This window comes from uncultured Oxalicibacterium sp. (assembly GCF_913776015.1).
Lineage (GTDB): Bacteria > Pseudomonadota > Gammaproteobacteria > Burkholderiales > Burkholderiaceae_D > Oxalicibacterium.
This window is the reverse complement of the sequence record NZ_CAJYMD010000076.1, coordinates 73,256-92,214: the sequence shown is the minus strand read 5'-3', so window position 1 is coordinate 92,214 and position 18,959 is coordinate 73,256. Positions and strand designations below refer to the sequence as shown.

Here is an 18,959-nt window from a genome sequence, read left to right as displayed (position 1 = left end):
CTCGCCTGCCGCTGTAATGCTCAGGTAACATTTGCAAAAAGCTTATTGCTGCATAACAACATATAAACGCTACGGAGCACATCCCATGAAATTGACCAAACTGGTCGCTGCGCTGGTTTTGACAGCAAGCGCAGGTATCGCCTTTGCACAGGAAATCGTTCTGGTAGCCGTCAACGAAGGCGTTACCTATCAGGAAGGCGGCCCGGCCAGTGAGCGCTACAAGCCGCTGCTGCAATTGCTTTCCAAGGAACTCAAGCAGCCCGTAAAATTGCAGGCTGTCGATAAATACGCCACCCTCGAAAAGGGATTGGCCGAAGGCAAATACGACTTGGCGTTTATCCATCCGGCCCATATCGGCCTGCTGGCCGTCAAGAAAGACGGCTATGAAGGTCTGGTAACCGCCAAGGGTTATACCGATTACCGCGCGCGCGTGCTGGTAGCAAAGAATTCTCCCCTGAAATCCATGGAAGATCTGCGCGGCAAGAAAATCGGCGTGCCCTCCCTGGAGTCCATTACGACCGTGATGTTTACCGCCAATCTGCGGGCCCTGAAGATTGCGCAACCTGAAAAAAGTTATACCGCTACGCGCTATCAGGATGCCGTGCCCTTCATGATCGACAACGGTTTTGTGGATGCTGGCGTAACGGCTTCGAATACCGTGGTGCAGGCATGGACCGCCAAGGGTGGGCGCGTACTGGGCGAAACCAAACCGGTACCGATCAAGCAGTTCATCGCTTCGAAAAAGATGAGTGAAACGGATCGCGAAAAAGTGAAGAAACTCTTGCTTGAACTGTCCGACAACGAAGCTGGCAAAGCCGCTTTGCAAAAAATCGGCATGACGGGATTCTTGCCTTGGAACGATGCCAACATGAAAGAGGCCGCCACGCGCCTTGGCCTGTAATCTCTTTCAGGTATCCCTTCAAAAGCCGCCTCTCTGGCGGCTTTTTCCTTTCTGGCAACAACTTCAACCGTCATACCAGTCTGACCAGACATGATTACAACACAGGCATAAAGCTCTCATGACGCGACCGACAAAGGCTGATATACTGTTTTTCCATACAGTATTTATACCGTATCTTTTTTAGCCGGATCGCGCTCTTCACAGTTTCATCAGCGATCCGGCTTTTCTCTTTGCGCGTGCAACACTTGCCGCCACATCTTCCCGTCCTGCTTGCCTATCCGCCGATTTTGGATCAAAGTAGCGCCCTGTCGTAATTCGCTCGGGGTCCTGCGCATAGGCGCGGGTGAGAAATACCCGTTGAACCTGATTGAGATAATCCTCGCGCAGGAAAGCCCGTCCTCCCCGCCCAGCCGCATGCCAAGGCGCCGAAGTAGCTGACCTGCCTTCATTCGAAAGTTGATGATGGCTTCCCAAGATGCCGGCACAAACGCCGCGCCCACCACCCCGCATTCCGTTGCATCCTCTGCTTCACTGACTGCCTCGCAATTCACGCCTATACCCGCCAGCGACCGCGTGTTTTCCTTTCGCGATCACGCCGCGCTCTGGTTCAGTCTCGGCGTCGGCCTGCTGGTCATCCAGATCGGCGCCTTTCTCGGTACCGCACTCGGTACGCAAACCGCGCTGTTTGCGATTGTCGTCGGCTCCGTGCTCGGTGCCGGCTTGCTGGCACTGGTGGCGTACATTGGTTACCAGCGGGGGCTTTCCAGTCCGATCCTGATGTGCCAGACGCTCGGCACCTCGTTTGCCAAGCTGCCAGTCGTCATGAACGTGATTCAGCTCATCGGCTGGAGCGCATTCGAACTCGTCGTCATGCGCGATGGCACGACTGCTCTGGTCAAAGACATCAGTGGTATCAATGCGCCGTGGGTGCCATATCTGGCGGCGCTGTTCTGGGGCCTGCTGCTGATTGGTTTGGCAACAGGTTCCATGATCGGCCTAGTGCGCTGGTTTGTTGGCCGCTTCGGTTTGCCGCTGGTGATCCTGTCGCTGGTGTGGCTGACCTGGCAATTCGGTTTGAAGGCACAGGCGCAAGGCTGGGAAGCGATCTGGCAGCGTAGCGGCGATGGTTCGATGAGTACGCTGGCCGGTATCGATCTGGTGATGGCGATGCCCGTATCGTGGCTGCCATTGGTGGCGGACTTTGCGCGTTACGGCAAGGCTGGTGCCTCGACCTTTCGCGGTACGTGGTTGGGTTTTGCGATTGCCAATATCTGGTGTCATGCACTGGGCGTACTGGTCGTCAGTACCACGGATGTCGGTGCCGACCTGATGGCAGCATTGCTGCTGGCACAAGGCGGACTGATTGCATTGGGTCTGATCCTGATCGATGAAATGGACAACGCTTATGGCGATGTCTATTCAGGTTCGGTGGCGCTCAACTTCCTGCATGGCCGCCGTAGCATTCGCTTCTGGGGCATCGCACTGGCCGCACTCGCCACATTGTGCGCATTGGTGCTGCCGATGCACGGTCTGGAACCTTTCCTGCTGATGCTGAGTTCCGTCTTCGTACCGCTATTCGGCGTTGTGGTGTCGCAACTTGCGATGCAAGGGGAAGCAACCACGCGACGCGTGAATCCGGTGCCGGTTGCGATCTGGTTACTGGGCATCGCAGCATTCCATATCTGCCCCGTGATCTGGCCGCAGGTTGGTTCGGCGATTCCGGCGTTATGCGTCACGCTGGTGCTGGGTGTGCTGTATCGCCGCCTGCGTTCACCTTCTTTGCAAGCGGCTTAAATCACGTCGCATCGTACTGCCAGATAAAGAAAAGGCTGACGCTATCAACGTCAGCCTTTTTCTTATTGTGCCGTTGGTTCTGACGAAGATGGCGGCGTGGCCGCCGTGCGCTCCCATCCGCCGCCCAGCGCCTTAAACAGATCGGTGGTGCCCGTCAGGCGCAATAGACGTTGCTGCGCCAGCGTGTCTTCCGCAGTGAACAGGGTACGCTGTGCATCGAGCAAGGTGCTCAGATCATCCACGCCTTCGCGATAACGCAGTTGCGACAGATCAAGCGCACGCTGCGCTTCCTGCCGGATTGCCAGTTGCGATCGCTCCTGTTCGCGATTGCGGTAGGCGTTGCCCAATGCGTCATCGACTTCCTTGAGCGCCGTATAAATGGCGCTGCGGTAACTTTCCACTAGTTGACGACGCGTCGATTCCGTCGTCTGCACCTGCAAGCGCAAGCGATTGCCATCGAACAGCGTTTGTACGATGGAAGCGGCGATGCCGACGCTATAGGTCGGGCTGCCCAGATTCAGCAAGGCAGAACTCGATGCGCCCGCAGCCCCGCTAAGCGAAATGGTCGGCAACAGAGCGGCACGTGCTGCTGCCACATTGGCATCCGCCGCCGACAACAAAGCTTCGGCGCTGGCCAGATCGGGACGGCGCGTGATTAGCGTCGATGGCAAGCCGGGCGTGACTTCCGGCACCGTCAGAGCATCGATGCCTTGCGCCTGTAACTGCAGATTCTGCGGCGAGCGGCCCAGCAGGATCGCCAATGCGCTCACGGTTTGCCGCTCCTGCACCTGCAAGGGTAATACAGTCGCGCGTTGCGCCAACACGGTACTACGCTGACGACTGACGTCGAGCGCGGACGCAGCACCGTTACGATATCTGGCTTCGACAATACGGAAGATACGCTCTGAAATCGCCAGGTTTTCCTGTGCAATCTTCAGTCGCGTGCGCAAGGCCAGCGTCTGGAAGTAGGCATTGGCAACGCCTGTCGTCAGTGTGGAGCGCACGCTTTCCAGATCGAAGCGACTAGCATCGAGCGAGGCATTCGCGCTAGCAACCGTCGCGGCGACGCGGCCCCATACATCGACTTCGTAACTCACTTGCAGCGATGCGCCTGATGACTCGCTCTTGGCCCAGCCACCAATCGTGGCCTCACCGGATTTGACGCGTCCGCTACCGGTATTGGCACTCACCGTCAGCAACGGAAACAGCGAAGCACCAGCACTGCGCGCCGTAATCTCGGCTTGCGTCACACGTTCGGCTGCGATGATGAGGTCCGGATTACCTTGTTGCGCTTCATCGATCAATGCGCTCAACTCTACCGAACCGAAACCGCGCCACCAGTCACGCTGCAATGCCGCCGAACCCGGTGCTGCTTCGGCCCAGGTTTGCGGCATGTCCACCGTTGGACGCGTCGTTTCGATGTGACCGGCGCATGCCGTCAAGGCGAGGATGGTTGCCGTCGCCAGCGCAATACGCGTGCGGGTGAAAAGAATGTGCTTGTCCATAATCTGCATTTATTCCGCCGACAAGGCGACCACAGGATCGAGTTGTGCCGCTTTCTTGGCCGGCAGATAACCGAAAATCAGACCGGTCATGAATGCGCAACCGAAAGCCAGCAACACCGGCGTCAACGAATACTGAATCGGCGTACCGAAGGCACCGATCACGCCAGCCGTCGTCAGACCGATCAACACGCCAATCGCACCGCCGATGGCCGACACCACCATCGCTTCGATCAGGAATTGCTGCATGATGTTGCGTTCGCGCGCCCCAGTCGCCATGCGAATGCCGATTTCACGCGTGCGCTCGGTCACCGATACGAGCATGATGTTCATCACACCGATGCCGCCTACCAGCAGCGAAATGCCGGCGATCGAGCCGAGCAGGATCGTCAGTGTGCTTTGCGTCTGCTCCATTGCTTCCATGATCGACGCCATGTTGCGGATCTGATAGTCCACCGTGCCGTGACGTTCGAGCAGTAGCTTGTCCACCGCATCCTGCGTCTCATCCATGCGCGCCGTGTCTTCGACTGCCACCGTTACGTTGCGCAGATAGCGCTGGCCCGACAGCCGCAGGCTGCTGGTCGAGTACGGTACGAAGATGATGTCGTCCTGATCGGAACCCATCGGCGATGCGCCCTTTTCCGACATCACGCCGACCACCTGAAACAGCAGATTGTTGATCAGTACAAATTCACCGACCGGATTCTGCTGGCCGAACAGCGCCGTCGCCGTCGTCTTGCCGAGCACCGCGACGGCTGCGTAATTGGCTTCATCCTCTTCGCTGAAGAAGGTGCCGATGGCAGGTTGCCATTGGCGTGCCAGCGGGAATTTAGCCGAGGTGCCGTTGACACTGGTAGACGTATCCGCGTCGCCAAAGCGCGCCGTCACACTGCTGTTCTGCTCTGGAATGGCAGCGAGGATATTGGGTAAGTCGTCGATGGCTTTCACATCTTCTACCACCAGCGTCGCCGTATTACTGAAGCCCCGCTGATTCGGCGCGCCCGGACGCACAAGCAATAGGTTGGAACCCATCGAACTGATGCGCTCCACCACTACCTGCTTGGCACCATCGCCAATGGCCAGCATAGCAATCACGGAGGCAACACCGATGACGATACCGAGCAAGGTCAGGATTGAACGGAAGATATTGGCACGCAGCGAACGCACCGCCATCTTGGCCGCTTCCATGATGTCGGCAAGATACGAACCCTCGCGCGGCACGATGGGGCGCACGAACGCCTGCTGCGTCGGCGATACGGATGCAGGACCGGGATCGGAAAGAATATTGCCGTCGCGGATTTCGATCAGGCGATGCGCATGATCTGCCACTTCGCGTGCATGGGTAATCAGCAGGACGGTATGGCCGCGCTCGGACAAATCGGCCAGCAGCTTCATCACATCCTGCCCGCTCTTGCTGTCCAGCGCACCGGTCGGTTCATCGGCAAGGATGATGCGACCGCCGTTCATCAGCGCACGCGAAATCGACACGCGCTGCTGCTGTCCGCCCGACAACTGGTTGGGACGATGATGCGAACGTTCGCCCAGACCCAGTTCCCCCAACAATTGCTGTGCGCGTTCATGACGCTCGGCTGGAGGCAACCCTGCATACATGGCTGGCACTTCGACATTTTCGGTCGCGCTGGCCGAGGCGATCAGGTTGTAACTCTGGAACACGAAACCGAAATCGTCGCGACGCAGCAAGGCCAGTTCGTCGCGATCGAATGCCGACACATCTCGCCCCATGAACAGATATTCACCGGTAGTCGGCCGATCGAGACAGCCGAGGATGTTCATCAGCGTCGATTTGCCGGAGCCGGATGCGCCCATGATGGCGACGAATTCGCCTTCGTAAATCTTGAGGTCAATACCGTGCAATACCTCAACAGCGAGACTGCCATTGCGGTAGGTCTTGGTCACGCCACGCAGCTCGATCAGCGGTATTTCGCTCTCGCTGCGGGATGTGTGCCCGACAGCGTTGCTGGCTGCATTTTCGACGGCATTGTCGGTTACTTTACCGAACGCGCCAGCGGTCGGTTCACCGCTCGCCGCATCCGCCTGTGATGGAAGATCGCTCATCAGCGTCCCCGCATTGGCGAGCCGCCCATGCCCGGTGGCAGACCGGCCACGCCGGATGGGCGATTACCTGCATTGGCCTGCTTCATGCCGGTGATGACGCGCTCACCCTCTTTCAGGCCGCTCAAGACCTGCATCTGCACGCGCGTAGTCACACCGAGTTCGATGGTACGCTGTTCAATATTATTGTCAGCATTGATCACGCGCACGGTGCCGGTTTTCTTGCCGCGTTGCTCGTTCTGCGCAGGCAAGCCGCTGCTGTCACCTGTCGAGATACTGTTTGTATCGGAATCAGTAGCGGCGGCATCCTTATTCTGTGTCGCCGCTTGCTGTGTCGCAGGCTTGTCAGCCGGGGCATCGGCTGTCTTCTCGTTTTCCTTTGCATTTTCCTGTGTGCGGCGCCGCTCACGCATTGCGGCGCGCTCTTCCGGCGACATCTTTTCGATGGCAGCACTGCGCTGTTCGGCGGTGATGCCGGCAAACGGATTTTTGCTGCTCCCCTGCCCTGCATTACCTCTGCTACCGCCACCTGCGCCACGCGTCAGCGTGACGGCGGCAGTCGGTACCAGTAGCGCATCCTTGGCGGTGGCCGCAACGAAAAACACCTGCGTCGTCATATTCGGCAACAGCGCCTGATTACGGTTGGGCACATCGAACAAGGCGTTGTACAACACCACATTATTCGTGACAGTCGGCGTCGGTTCCAGCTTGCGCAACTTGCCGTACCAGCGACGCCCCTGACTGCCGAGGGTGGTGAAATACACATCCATGTCTTTGCGCAACTTGCCAACTTCCGCTTCGGAAACCTGCGTCTGCACCGTCATGGTCGACAGATCGGCCACGCGCAGAATGGTTGGTGCCGACTGGTTGGCATTCAGTGTCTGACCCTGGCGTGCCGTCACCGACACCACGGTGCCGGACATCGGTGCAAAGATCTTGGCGTAATTGAGATTGGCTTCGTCGGCGCGCAAGGTGGATTCGGTTTGCTCGATCTGCGCCTGCAGAGCTTCGACCTGCGCCTGTGCCGATTTCAGCGTGGTTTCGGCGGTCTGCAAGGCATCTTTGGTAGTTGCATCCTCGGCGAAAAGATTGCGTTGGCGCTGCGCCTGTATCTGCGCCAGTTCGAATTGCGCCTGCTGGTTTTTCTTCGAGGCGATCAGATTGCGAAGGCCGGCACGGCGTGCATCCACGGTCGCACGCAAAACGGTCGGATCGATCTCGGCCAGCAGATCGCCTTCCTTGACGATGGAACCCACCTCGACGTGCAGCTTCTTCAACTGGCCGGATACCTGTGCACCGACGTCGACATATTCGAGCGGCTGCACGGTACCGGTTGCCGTCACCAGATCTTCCAGATCGCCACGCTCGATTTCGGCTACCTGATACTGGTTCGCCGCATTCTTTCTGGCATTCACTTTCTGCCATCCCCAATAGCCGCCACCGATCAGCAATACCGCCACCAGACCAGCAACGGTATAGCGATTGACGAAACGCTGGCGCAAACCGGCAATTTTTGAAGAAGACTTCATGGATTCAGTCATAAGAATGCGTTAGTGGATATGGCGAGAAAAATACCTACAAAACCAGCTCTCGCTGCTTACATTAATCGACAATTATTCAGCGAATATGGTCGGAACGACGAAGCAACGATAAACAGAGATTAAACGTCGAGCAACACAAACCATGCGTCTGGCAGGTAAAGAAATGTGAAGACACATGGCATGCCATTGCTCCTGATACATAAGCAGCGCGTTTGTTCCGCACACCTCTGGAGATGGATAAAAAAAAACGCCGCCATCGGAGGATGGTCGGCGTTTTTTGTCGCGCCATGCATGACGCATAGCCTGGGATCGGATCAGCGTTCGACGAAAGCGCGTTCAATAACGTAATCGCCAGGCTGGCCGATACCGGCGGAAACTTCGAAGCCCAGCTTGTCCAGCTCGGCCGCCGTATCTTTCAGCATTTCCGGGCTGCCGCAGATCATGGCGCGATCGGTCAATGGGTCCATTGCCGGAATGCCCAGCATTTCGCACATGATGCCGCTCGAAATGGCATGCGTGATACGACCCTTGTTCGGGAATTCCTCGCGCGTGACGGTTGGGTAGTACAACAGCTTGGCAGCGATCTCTTCGCCCAATCCTTCGATTTCTAGCAATTCCTTGCCGATGTAGTCGCGATACGCCAGTTCGCTGACCAGACGCACGCCGTGTACCAGAATCACCTGATCGAAACGCTCATAGGTGTCCGGATCACGAATGATGCTCATGAATGGCGCCAGACCGGTGCCGCTACCAAACAGGAACAGACGCTTGGCCGGCAGCAGATCGGAAATCACCAGCGTACCGGTCGGCTTGCGACCAACCAGCAACTCGTCGCCTACCTTCAGGTTTTGCAAGTGCTTGGTCAGTGCACCATCTTGCACCTTGATCGACAGGAATTCAAGATGCTCTTCCCACGACGGGCTGGCAATACTGTAGGCACGCAGCAGCGGTTTGCCATCGATGGGCAAACCGATCATGACAAAGTGACCGCTCTCAAAGCGGAAGCTGGGTTCGCGGGTAGTGGTGAAGGAGAACAGGGTGTCGTTCCAGTGATGGACCGAGAGAATACGAACGGTGTCAAAAGCAGCCATAAAAAGCAAATCCTAAAATCAAATATTGCGCCCACGCGCACCTGCGACAAGCCATGCAATTCTGGCCCGTGGAAAACCCGCTATTTTAGCAGTCCGGAAAGGCGCGCCGACTGGCGGAAGATTGTTCTGCATCAAGAACAGAAGAGAAAAATCCCTGTTTTGCAGATTCATTTGAGAACAGTTCTCAATTATAACAGTGGACAAATAGGCAGAGCAACAATGGCCGCTAGCATAACCGAGCCTGTACGACGTGCCATGTATCGAATGGTTATTTGTTTATAACTTGATGCCCTGCCCAGAAAAATCGTGGCACTGTTGCAGAAACGGCATTGTCATCGTTTCGTCATCGGATTGACACGTTGTTGTCACATACGCTGCCCATACTCCCGCTTTTTTCACGGGAGCTTAACAACATGATTTCGCCGAAATGCCTGCGGCCCTTGCCGCTGATCCTCGCTTTGCAGGCCGTCTTCGGCACATCTGCCTATGCGCAGTTTGTTGTTTCAAGCGGAACAGATACGGCGGGCAAAACCATCGCCACCGGTACTGGCTCGGTGAGTGCCGGTGCAACCTTGTCGACCTCCGGATCAACTGTCGCTATCACGGTAAATGCCGGTACCGTGACACTCGACAATGCGGGCACAATCAGCCAAATCGGTACCGCACGCACGATTGATGCGGACAAGGCGAACACCGTGCTGATGATCAACAACGAACTTGGCGCGACAATATCGGCAGTCGGCTCTCAGGCAATCCGCATCAGCAAGGCAAGTACGTCCTTCATCATCAATAACCAGGGCACCATCGCCCAGACCGGCGTGACCGTTGGCGGCGAACGTGCCATCAAGGCAGATGCGAATTACACCACAACGAATAACCAGATCATCAACGGCTCTAGCACCAATACCGCTGCCATCATCAGCTCGACCGGCAACGATGCACTACGCATCGGCTCGAACGTGACCTTGACCAATTACGGCAGCATTTTTTCGACCGGCTTCGTCAACACCAAGTGCCCTGATTACCTGGGCACCACCCTTTGTCCGTCAAGCGCCGCCTCGGCCGCCGATGGTGTTGCCATCGAAGACGGTATGAAGAATGTCGTGATCCTGAACCATGGCAGCATTACCGGCCCGCGTCATGGCATCGATGGTGGCGCGCCGGTCGCAGCCGTTGCAGATTCGGACCTGATCGGCATCGATCAACTGGTCGTGACATCGACTGGCCCCAATGGCGTGACATTCGACAAGATCGTCAATGGCGTCACCACGTCAGGAATCAAGATCGATAACCCTGTCGTCATCAACTATGCCGGTGCCACGATCACCGGCAATAACGGCTCTGGCGTTGGTCTCGATGGTCATGGCGTCGTCATCAACTACGGCACGATCTCAGGCAAATATGCTGGTGCCGGCAATGTCTATGACCATACCGGGACCGGCCTGACCACCAGCAATGGCGACGGCGATGGCGTGGATATTGACGGTGTCGCCTATGTGGAAAATTATGGCCGCATCGAAGGCCTGGGAGCCGGCGGCTTCGACTCCGGCGGTCAGCCCAATGGCGCAGACGGTATTGCCGCCGGTGGCGGCACCATCATCAACCATGCGGGTGCAACCATCTACGGTCAATCGAAAGGCATTCTGATCGATGACGGTTCGGACGGTCTTGCCATCGCAGCACAGCGCGGTACGGCGACGGCGACCGGCGCTGCTGCCACGATCCTCAACTATGGCGCTATCATGGGCGAAAAAAAGGTGGCCATTGGTCTGGTCGGCGATTTCGACGACAAGATATTCAATGACACCACGGGTGTCATCATCGGCGGTATCGAATCCACGCGTCTGGGCGAGAACAACAGCACCGTCGCCGGTGCCGCCATCCAGATGGGTGCCGGCAACGACATCCTGACCAACTACGGCTATATCGAAGGCAAGAACGGCTTGGCTATCGACATGGGTAGCGGGGACGATATCTTGCGACTCTATGGTGGTACGGTCGTCGGCACCATCGATGGCGGCACTGGCACCAATACCTTGCAAACTCAGGGAACACAGGTATTCCAGGCAGGTCAGCTCAGCAATTTTCAGAAATTCCATGTTGAAAGCGGCAGTACAACCTTCAACTATGCACTTGGCACCGTCAACAGCATGCAAATCGACAAGGATGCAACCCTCCGTGTAGATGGCAATTTTGGCACGAGTGGCGATTTGACGGTCAACGGTACGCTAGCAGCACCATCGAACGACGCATTCCGTACCGTTACTGTCGCCGGCAATTACACGCAAGGTTTGGACGGCGTACTCGAAGCACGCGTCGCTACCAACGGCCAGGGTGACAAACTGAAGGTTAGCGGCACGGCTACGTTGGCAGGTGGTGCGACCATTCGCGCTATTGCTTCTGGTTATATTGCAGATGGAACGCGCTACACGCTGATCGATACCGGAAGCGGATTAACAACGACGGGTAATCTGAATCTCAGCGTTAGTACCAGCTCCAATTTCCTGACCTACACACTACAGACTGTAGACAACGATCTGGTGCTGGTCGCCCATCGCAGCCGAACGCTGGAGAATCTACTGCCGATATCCGCAACCGGCGCTGCTCCAGCCGTACAGGCATTGTTAAACAACGGTTCCGCACGCTCGCTGGTCTTGCTCAACGCATTGGAATCGCTGCCCAACATGCAAGCACTGTCGCGTGCTACCAGTCAGTTGGCCCCAGAAACCAATGCAGCGAGCCGCCAGACTTCGGTCACTGCACAAAACAGCGTCTTCAGCGCATTCGAAAGCCGCATGGATGCCGCACGTAGCGGTGAAACTGCCGCACTCGATGGCCGCCAGACCGGCATGTCGAGTGGTGATGAAAGCCGTGGTCGTTTCTGGATACAAGGCCTGGCTGCTGTCGGCAAGCAAAAGGCACGTAACGGTGCCGATGGCTACGATGTCGATGCACAAGGTGTCGCCGCCGGCTATGAAACCGATCTGAATGCGCGCGACCTGATCGGGTTCTCCGGCGGTTACACGCAAGCCGGTACCGATGGCCGAGATGCCTCTGTCGGCGATGACAACAACCAGAAATCGCTGCACCTCGGCGTCTACTTCAGCCGCAATGAAACGGCATACACATTGGATGCCAGCGTAGCCCTGTCTGCCAGCCACAACCGCACACAACGTGTCGTGGATATTCCCGGCTTCAGCGAAACGCTGAGCGGCAAGTTCAACGGCAACCAAATCGGCGTACGTTTCGAATACGGCCTGCCGTTCGCCCTGAGCCCGACGTGGAATGGCCGCTGGTTACTGGGTGCCCGTTTGGCGCGCATCAACAATGGTGCATACACCGAAAGTGGTGGCATTTCGGCACAGAGCATTAGCAGCACCAGTGCCAACTCCGCACAAAGCGTGCTCGGTGCGGAATTCGTCAATCGTCTAGACGACAGTTCAAGCATGACCTGGCGCGCCCGTTATCTGCATGAATTCGCCGATACAGCTGCCGTTACCGCAACCTTTGTAAATGGCGGGCCCGCATTCGTCGTGAATAGCGTTCAGCCAAGCCGTGATGCCCTGCAACTCGGTCTGGGTTATCGCAAGATCACGCAGAGTGGCACCACCATTTCGGTCGGCTACGATCTAGAAGCACGCGACAAATATCTCGGCCATCAATTGACGGCCAAGGCTAAGTGGCAGTTCTGAGTCAGCACCGAATGCCGTTTCTCCAGACCGGCACGTGAAACGACAGAGGTAAAACGGCAGACATAAAAAAGCCCGCAGGCTTGCTACCTGCGGGCTTAGTCTTTTTCTAACGAAAATTTACTGCGCCGTTGCTGCTGCAGCCGCAGCGGCGGCAGCTTCGGCATCGGCCTTGAATTTTTTCATCGATGGTTCAACCGTGGCGATATCTTCATTCTGGATTTTCTTGATGATATTGCCCTGTGAGATGTCATTGCAAGCTTGCACCAGCAACTTGATCCCCAGCGGTTGCAGATCGCGTTTCCACAAAATATCCGGCGTATCACCCGGCAACACGAACACGTGCTCCTGTGCGGCAATCGGGCCGCCATCCATGACTTCATTGAGCCAATAGACGCTACCGCCTGTGACCTTGTCGCCTTTTTCAATGGTCCAGATGATCGCGTCCTTACCGCGATGCAAGGGCAGCAACGATGGATGATAACCAATGGCGCCGTAAGTGGTCTTGTTACGTGTCGGTTCGCGCACGAAATCATGCGAGTGCGCCGTCACGATCAAATCGACGCCATCAGGAATCGTGTTTTCGTTAAGCACGCCCGACTTCATCCACTTGACACCCGCAGCTTCGGCTAATGCTTTCAGGCGGTCAGGGCTGCTACCGTCGCTGCCGAATTCGGGAGAAGAAACGCCAACGATCGTGTGACCGGCATCTTTGAGCGCGGTGAACACTTCGGCAGCAAAATGCTTTTGTCCACAGATATAGATATTCACGAATTTAATTTTTTGAATGAATCGCCAGGAGCGATGAAGGTTCAGGGAAACGTTGTCATCGAATCCCGCTTGGAAGATGCGAGGCTGCAAGCCCTATTGCTTTTGCACAACAGCAAAATAGCCGCAACCAGGCGGTGCCGCAGCATTGTAGTACAGGTTACTACGCAGGTAAAAATCTGTGCGCTGATGCGCCGTAAAGTGGTACTGGAAAGATCAGAGCAGTCTGTGTCAGTGCAGGTAACGTGCACACAACATGCTGCGCAATTCATCAAAGGCCAGCGGACGGCCGATGTAATACCCCTGTCCTTCGTCGCAACCGTTCTGCTTGAGGAATTCCAGGTGTTCCGGACGCTCTACACCTTCGGCAATGACCTTGATCTTCAACCCATGCGCCAACGCAATGATGGTCTGCGAAATGATCGCATCGTCGGGATCGGTATCGCAATTGAAAATGAAAGATTGATCAATCTTGAGGCGATCGATTGGGAAGCGTTTAAGGTAAGCGAGACTCGAGAAACCGGTACCAAAATCGTCGAGCGACAACTGGATATGCATGGCATTCAACGCCTTGAGCACACCGATCACGTCTTCGACGTTATGCATGACCATGCTTTCGGTCAGCTCCAGTTCGAGACAACGAGGATCGATCCCTGTTTGATCGATGGTCTGGCGGATGACCGAAATGAAATCCGTGGCACTCAGTTGGCGTGCCGACAAATTGACCGCCACGCGTAGCGATGGCAAACCCGCTGCCTGCAGATCGCACATCTGGCGACATGCCGTTTGCAGCACCCAATTACCGATCGGAATGATCAAACCGTTGTGCTCCGCCATGGGGATAAAGTCCATCGGCGAAATCAGGCCACGCTTAGGATGCCACCAGCGAATCAGTGCTTCCACACCAATCACACGCCCCGTCTCCAGATCGATTTGAGGCTGGTAATCAAGGAAAAACTCTTCATTCTCCAGGGCTGCCCATAAATCATGCTCAAGCGTCAGGCGCTGCCCCGTCATGGCGTTCATTTCCTTGACGTAGAACTGGTAGTTATTGCGACCGCTCGATTTGGCACGGTACATGGCAGCATCGGCATTGGCGAGCAAAGACTCGGCATCGCTGCCATCCGCTGGATAGCAGGCAATACCCATGCTGCAGGTAACCACGATATCGTGACCACGAATCACCACAGGCTTGATCATTTCCTGCTGAATACGCTGCATCACATGCGATACACCGCTCTGCATGTTCTGATTGATCAGTAGCAGGACAAACTCGTCACCACCAAGCCGCGCCACCGTATCGCCGGAACGCACACATGTCTGCAAGCGCGCGCCCACCGTGGCGATCAGTTCATCACCCGCACCATGACCGAGGCTGTCATTGACCAGTTTGAAGTTATCCAGATCCATGAACACGATCGTCAACATTCCGCTATAGCGTTCTGCATGAATCAGTGCTTGCTGGATGCGTTCGCGCAGTAGATTGCGGTTGGCCAAACCGGTCAGCGCATCGTAATTGGCCTGATGCTCAAGATCGGCCTGATAGCGCTTGATTTGCGTCACGTCATATAAAACGCCGACGAAGTGGCGTACCGCATCCCCTTCGCCACCTTCATTGACCGGTGCCACATACAGTTCGTTGAGGAACATCGTGCCGTCTTTGTGATAGTTCCGCAAAAGGACGGATGCAGGACGACATTCCTTGATGGCGGCGCGTAATTTCTGCAGGTCCGCCTGTTCGGTATCCGTGCCTTGCAAGAAACGACAGTTGCGCCCCATCGCTTCTTCACGCGAATAGCCTGTAATCATTTCGAACGCGCCGTTCACATAAATCAACGGCATATTGGCCTGCTGCACATCGACAATCACGATGGGATTGACACAAGCCTCGATCGCACGATTGCGCAAACGCAGTTCGCGCTCGACATTCATACGCTCAGTAATGTCGATCGATATACCGCCGATCTGTACATTCTGCTCATCATCGATCAAGGGAAATTTGGTCGACAGCCAATGCCGCTCTTCACCCGTGGGAGAAGGAATGCTTTCGACAATCTGCATAGCCTTTCCGGCATGCACAACCAGCTTGTCGGATTGATGAAATCGATCCACGACATGTTTGGGCAGAACATCGATATCACGCTTGCCAATCGATTCGCCTTGCGGCAGGTTAAGCGCCTCATCGACTGTGTGATTGGCATACAGGAAATGTCCTTCCTGATCACGGATGAACGCGGCACCTGGCATATTTTCCATGAAGGTGCGAAACATCTGGTTGACGTCGTGCAGTTCCTTCTCGACGCGACGACGGGCATCGCGCTCCTCGACCTGTTCCATTACACGCGAAACGGCGCTGGACAGACGCGAGAGATTGGTCTTGATCACATAATCGCTGGCGCCCAGCTTCAATGACTCAATCGCCATTTCCTCGCCGATTCGACCTGACACGAAAACAAAAGGTGTATCGGGACTGACATGCCTGACTACCTTGAGTGCCGACAAGCCATCGAAACTCGGCATCGAGAAATCGGACAAGACGATATCCGGCACATACTCATTTAGCGCCGCCCGCAAGGCATCCTCGGTATCGACACGCCGACACTCGTGTTGAATGCCACTACGCTTGAGTTCGCGTGAAGCGAGCTCTACGTCGTGCAGCGTATCTTCAACGAACAGGATCTTGATCATAGGAGCAAGGCAACGATCTCAACGTGGAGCAGGAATACGATTCAGAATTGCCCAGTAAAACCCGACTTTTGCCACTTCTTCAAAGAATTTTTCCGATTCCACCGGCTTAACCAGATAACTATTCACGCCTAGCTCATAACAACGAACAATATCCGGCTCTTCTGCACTGGATGTCAGCATGATGACCGGGATCATGCGGGTTTTCGGATCACCCTTGATTACACTCAACACTTCCAACCCCGTGACCTTGGGCATCTTCAGATCGAGCATGATTAAGGTAGGATCGCCGTCCACACGGTTGGCGAATTCACCTTCGCGCGCGATGTAATCCAGCGCCTGTTGTCCATCTCTGACCCAGGTGATGTTGTTGACGAGACCAACGCGCTTGAGCGCGCGCAAAGTCATCTCGGCATCGGTTGCCGTGTCTTCCACAAGCAGAATATGCACTGGCAGCAAATCGTTCATGCAAATGCCTCGGTAGGTAAGCTAAAAGAAAAAACGGTTTCCTTGCCCGGCTCGCTCTGTGCCGATACCCGCCCACCGTGGCGCACGATCACGCGCTTGACGATGGCCAGGCCGACGCCCGTACCCGGGAATTCATCCTCACGGTGCAGGCGCTGAAACACGCCGAACAACTTGTCATAAAAGCGCATATCAAAACCCACGCCATTATCGGCAATACGGTAAATAGCTTCGCCATCTGCTTCCTCCGCATCGACGCGGATAGAAGGTTGATCCATCGTACTGCTGTACTTCACCGCATTCGACAACAGATTGACGAGCACTTGGCGAATCAAAGGGCGATCGCCATGACATTCCGGCAGATGGTCCTTATGAAAGAGCGGTTCCCTATCCGCATGCGACACCACCTCGCGCCACACATCCATCACCAACTCGTTCATGTCGATACGGCGTGCCTCGACCGGCTTGCGGCCCATACGCGAAAACGTCAGCAGATCGTCGATCAGCATGCCCATTTTCTTGCTGCTGTCGCGCACCACGTTCAATACGCGACGCCCTTCATCATCAAGTTTGTCTTCGTAGTCTTCCTGCAAGATTCGCGAGTAACCATCGATGGCGCGCAAAGGAGAGCGCAAGTCATGCGACACCGAATAACTAAAGCTTTCCAGCTCCTTGTTGGTCAATTCGAGCTGGGCTGTGTAACGCTGCGTTTCCCGTTGTGCTTGTCGGCGTTGTTCACTTTCGCGGAAGGTTGCCCACATTGCAAAACCGAGGAAGCCGACAGCGAACAGATTGCCGAAGAAAATCCACTGCCGTGTCGAATTTGCATTGTTCTCCACCTTTTCGGCACGTTGTTTGAGCTGATTTTCCTCAATCGATAGCATGCGATGCACCTGTGCATGCAATTGCGCCATCGAGGCCAGACCTTTTCCTTGCACCAGTTCCACCAGTTGCTCATTGTTAAGTGATGGCTTCTTGAACAACGTGATCCCCTGCTGCAAAGCCTGCAGACGCTGCGCCACCATCTGTTCCAGTACCGGCCATTCGTCATGCTGTTGAGATGCCATCTCGCCAATCAACTCGCGTAGCGAATGCATACGACCTTGCAATCTTTGTATCGTTGCATCATGGGACAGCAAGAAGGAATCCGCACCGGTAATCAAATATCCGCGTTGGACCGACTCGGCATCTTTTACATCGAGCAGCACCTGATGCAAGCCCTCGATGACACGGTGCGTTTGTTCAACTGTCTTGGAGCTTTCCGCAAACTGCTGGATGCGAACCAACGCCATCCATGAAAGCATGATGACCGCTACGAGCGCCACCGCAAGTCCTGCTTTGATCAGCAAGGTGCGTCGGTTCGCTTTCATCAATCGGTGCGTACCAGCCATGTTATCCATTCGAATGTGCCAGTGGTGGTGTTTCCCATCGGCATTAATTTCGAAATCTTGATGGGGCCAACAAGATTTATCGACAAATTCTCAGTGAAAAGGCAGAGCGTCTCGGTTTTTATCGTTTTGAGTCGATTCTATTAGATAAAAAAAAGTTTCCCCACAAAAAAATTTAAGTGGAGAAATTAATTAACAATGTGCCGTCTTTTTACAGCTAAATTCAACAAATACATCCCATATTCATGGGATATTTATTTAAAACATACGAACGTTCACATCAAGGACACATTTGCTGGTTGGAGGAAACGGAGACAAATCCAAGTGATGGCAGCGGCATTAATTGCTAGACAAAAAGGCAAATGCCATCGTCAACCTGCGCATCCTTGCGTACTATGCAAAAGCGCGAGGGGGCGTATACACTGCAGCCATCACCGTCCTATGATTCACAACGGGAGACAGCAATGAACCCCTTGAACGTTCAATTCAATGTCAATGTTCTGACGGTACCGGCCTTCATTCAACCCAACGAATTTCCTAGTTGGTTGAACCATGAAGCCCGCGCCCTGCAGGATCTTGCGCAAGACAACAGCCTAATCATCCTGCGTCTATTTCTCGCACAGCGCATCAAAGACGCTTGGGCAAAAGAGGAGCTCGATGTGCTGCTACAGGGCATCACGGAAAAATTCCCGCATATTTTCCGCGTCGAGATGCTGGTCATCGATGATGATTTCGACCTCAACATGGATGACATCGAATTCATGCAATCCGATGCCGAACACGATATCGCGCAATTGATGGAGTCCATCGAGCGCTACGAAGAGCAAAAGATCGCGCGCGGCAAGCTGCACTGATCTACCAGGTGTAGATCCGTATGCGGAGAATTTCCCGCAAGCGTCCAGATTTGTAAAAAGTTGAAGTTTATATTTTAACAATCTTTTTATTTCATTCGTGCGGCAACGTACCGAACACACTTTCCCCCGCAATTAATCTGACTCCCATATTTTAGGGAGTCTAGGCACGAGTATAAGGAAAGAAGTCGTACTTCCTATACACATGTCC

At 55.2% G+C, this 18,959-nt stretch carries 12 protein-coding genes and 1 riboswitch; of the genes, 4 read left to right on the top strand and 8 right to left on the bottom strand.

The genetic code is table 11. The features are described from left to right. Positions 1 to 85 precede the first annotated feature (85 nt). Both QZ725_RS13840 and QZ725_RS13835 read left to right on the top strand, forming a co-directional pair. Positions 86 to 901 (top strand): phosphate/phosphite/phosphonate ABC transporter substrate-binding protein, encoded by an 816-nt coding sequence (locus QZ725_RS13840; protein WP_293780766.1) that lies wholly within the window; start codon positions 86 to 88, stop codon positions 899 to 901. Positions 902 to 1,211: 310 nt separating this feature from the next. After that, a riboswitch (TPP riboswitch) is annotated at positions 1,212 to 1,308 on the top strand. Between the two features lie 55 nt (positions 1,309 to 1,363). Next, complete coding sequence (locus QZ725_RS13835) at positions 1,364 to 2,695, top strand: cytosine permease (protein ID WP_293780763.1); 1,332 nt, start codon at positions 1,364 to 1,366, stop codon at positions 2,693 to 2,695. 62 nt (positions 2,696 to 2,757) lie between these two features. Here QZ725_RS13835 and QZ725_RS13830 read toward each other — a convergent pair whose 3' ends face one another. The 4 genes from QZ725_RS13830 to QZ725_RS13815 form a co-directional block, all read right to left on the bottom strand. After that, positions 2,758 to 4,209 (bottom strand): efflux transporter outer membrane subunit, encoded by a 1,452-nt coding sequence (locus QZ725_RS13830; protein WP_293780760.1) that lies wholly within the window; start codon positions 4,207 to 4,209, stop codon positions 2,758 to 2,760. After that, positions 4,210 to 6,273: a MacB family efflux pump subunit gene (locus QZ725_RS13825; RefSeq protein ID WP_293780757.1), complete on the bottom strand. Its 2,064-nt coding sequence runs from the start codon at positions 6,271 to 6,273 to the stop codon at positions 4,210 to 4,212. Continuing rightward, a complete protein-coding gene (locus tag QZ725_RS13820) occupies positions 6,273 to 7,799 on the bottom strand; it encodes an efflux RND transporter periplasmic adaptor subunit (protein WP_293780754.1) in 1,527 nt (508 codons plus the stop codon). The genes QZ725_RS13825 and QZ725_RS13820 overlap by 1 nt, the downstream gene beginning before the upstream one ends. 326 nt (positions 7,800 to 8,125) lie before the next feature. Then, on the bottom strand, positions 8,126 to 8,902 hold the full coding sequence (locus tag QZ725_RS13815) for a ferredoxin--NADP reductase (RefSeq protein ID WP_293780751.1): 777 nt from the start codon (positions 8,900 to 8,902) through the stop codon (positions 8,126 to 8,128). Between the two features lie 413 nt (positions 8,903 to 9,315). Here QZ725_RS13815 and QZ725_RS13810 point away from each other — a divergent pair, with 413 nt between their 5' ends. Beyond that, the gene (locus tag QZ725_RS13810; RefSeq protein ID WP_293780748.1) at positions 9,316 to 12,594 is read left to right on the top strand and encodes an autotransporter domain-containing protein; all 3,279 of its coding nucleotides are present in this window, start codon (positions 9,316 to 9,318) and stop codon (positions 12,592 to 12,594) included. A 117-nt stretch (positions 12,595 to 12,711) separates the two neighbouring features. Here the strand turns inward: QZ725_RS13810 and QZ725_RS13805 are convergent, their stop codons facing one another. The 4 genes from QZ725_RS13805 to QZ725_RS13790 form a co-directional block, all read right to left on the bottom strand. Continuing rightward, positions 12,712 to 13,362, bottom strand: a complete 651-nt coding sequence (locus tag QZ725_RS13805) for a formyltransferase family protein (protein WP_293780745.1) — start codon at positions 13,360 to 13,362, stop codon at positions 12,712 to 12,714. A gap of 228 nt (positions 13,363 to 13,590) precedes the next feature. Then, on the bottom strand, positions 13,591 to 16,047 hold the full coding sequence (locus tag QZ725_RS13800; protein ID WP_293780742.1) for an EAL domain-containing protein: 2,457 nt from the start codon (positions 16,045 to 16,047) through the stop codon (positions 13,591 to 13,593). Positions 16,048 to 16,065: 18 nt separating this feature from the next. Next, positions 16,066 to 16,512: a response regulator gene (locus QZ725_RS13795; protein ID WP_293780739.1), complete on the bottom strand. Its 447-nt coding sequence runs from the start codon at positions 16,510 to 16,512 to the stop codon at positions 16,066 to 16,068. Beyond that, a complete protein-coding gene (locus tag QZ725_RS13790; protein ID WP_293780736.1) occupies positions 16,509 to 17,909 on the bottom strand; it encodes a sensor histidine kinase in 1,401 nt (466 codons plus the stop codon). Before QZ725_RS13790 ends, QZ725_RS13795 begins: the two co-directional genes overlap by 4 nt. Positions 17,910 to 18,361: 452 nt before the next feature. On the opposite strand from QZ725_RS13790, the gene QZ725_RS13785 reads away from it, so the two are divergent. Further along, positions 18,362 to 18,751 carry a hypothetical protein gene (locus tag QZ725_RS13785; RefSeq protein ID WP_293780733.1) on the top strand — a complete coding sequence of 130 codons (390 nt, stop codon included), beginning with the start codon at positions 18,362 to 18,364 and terminating at the stop codon, positions 18,749 to 18,751. The last annotated feature ends 208 nt before the right edge of the window (positions 18,752 to 18,959 follow it).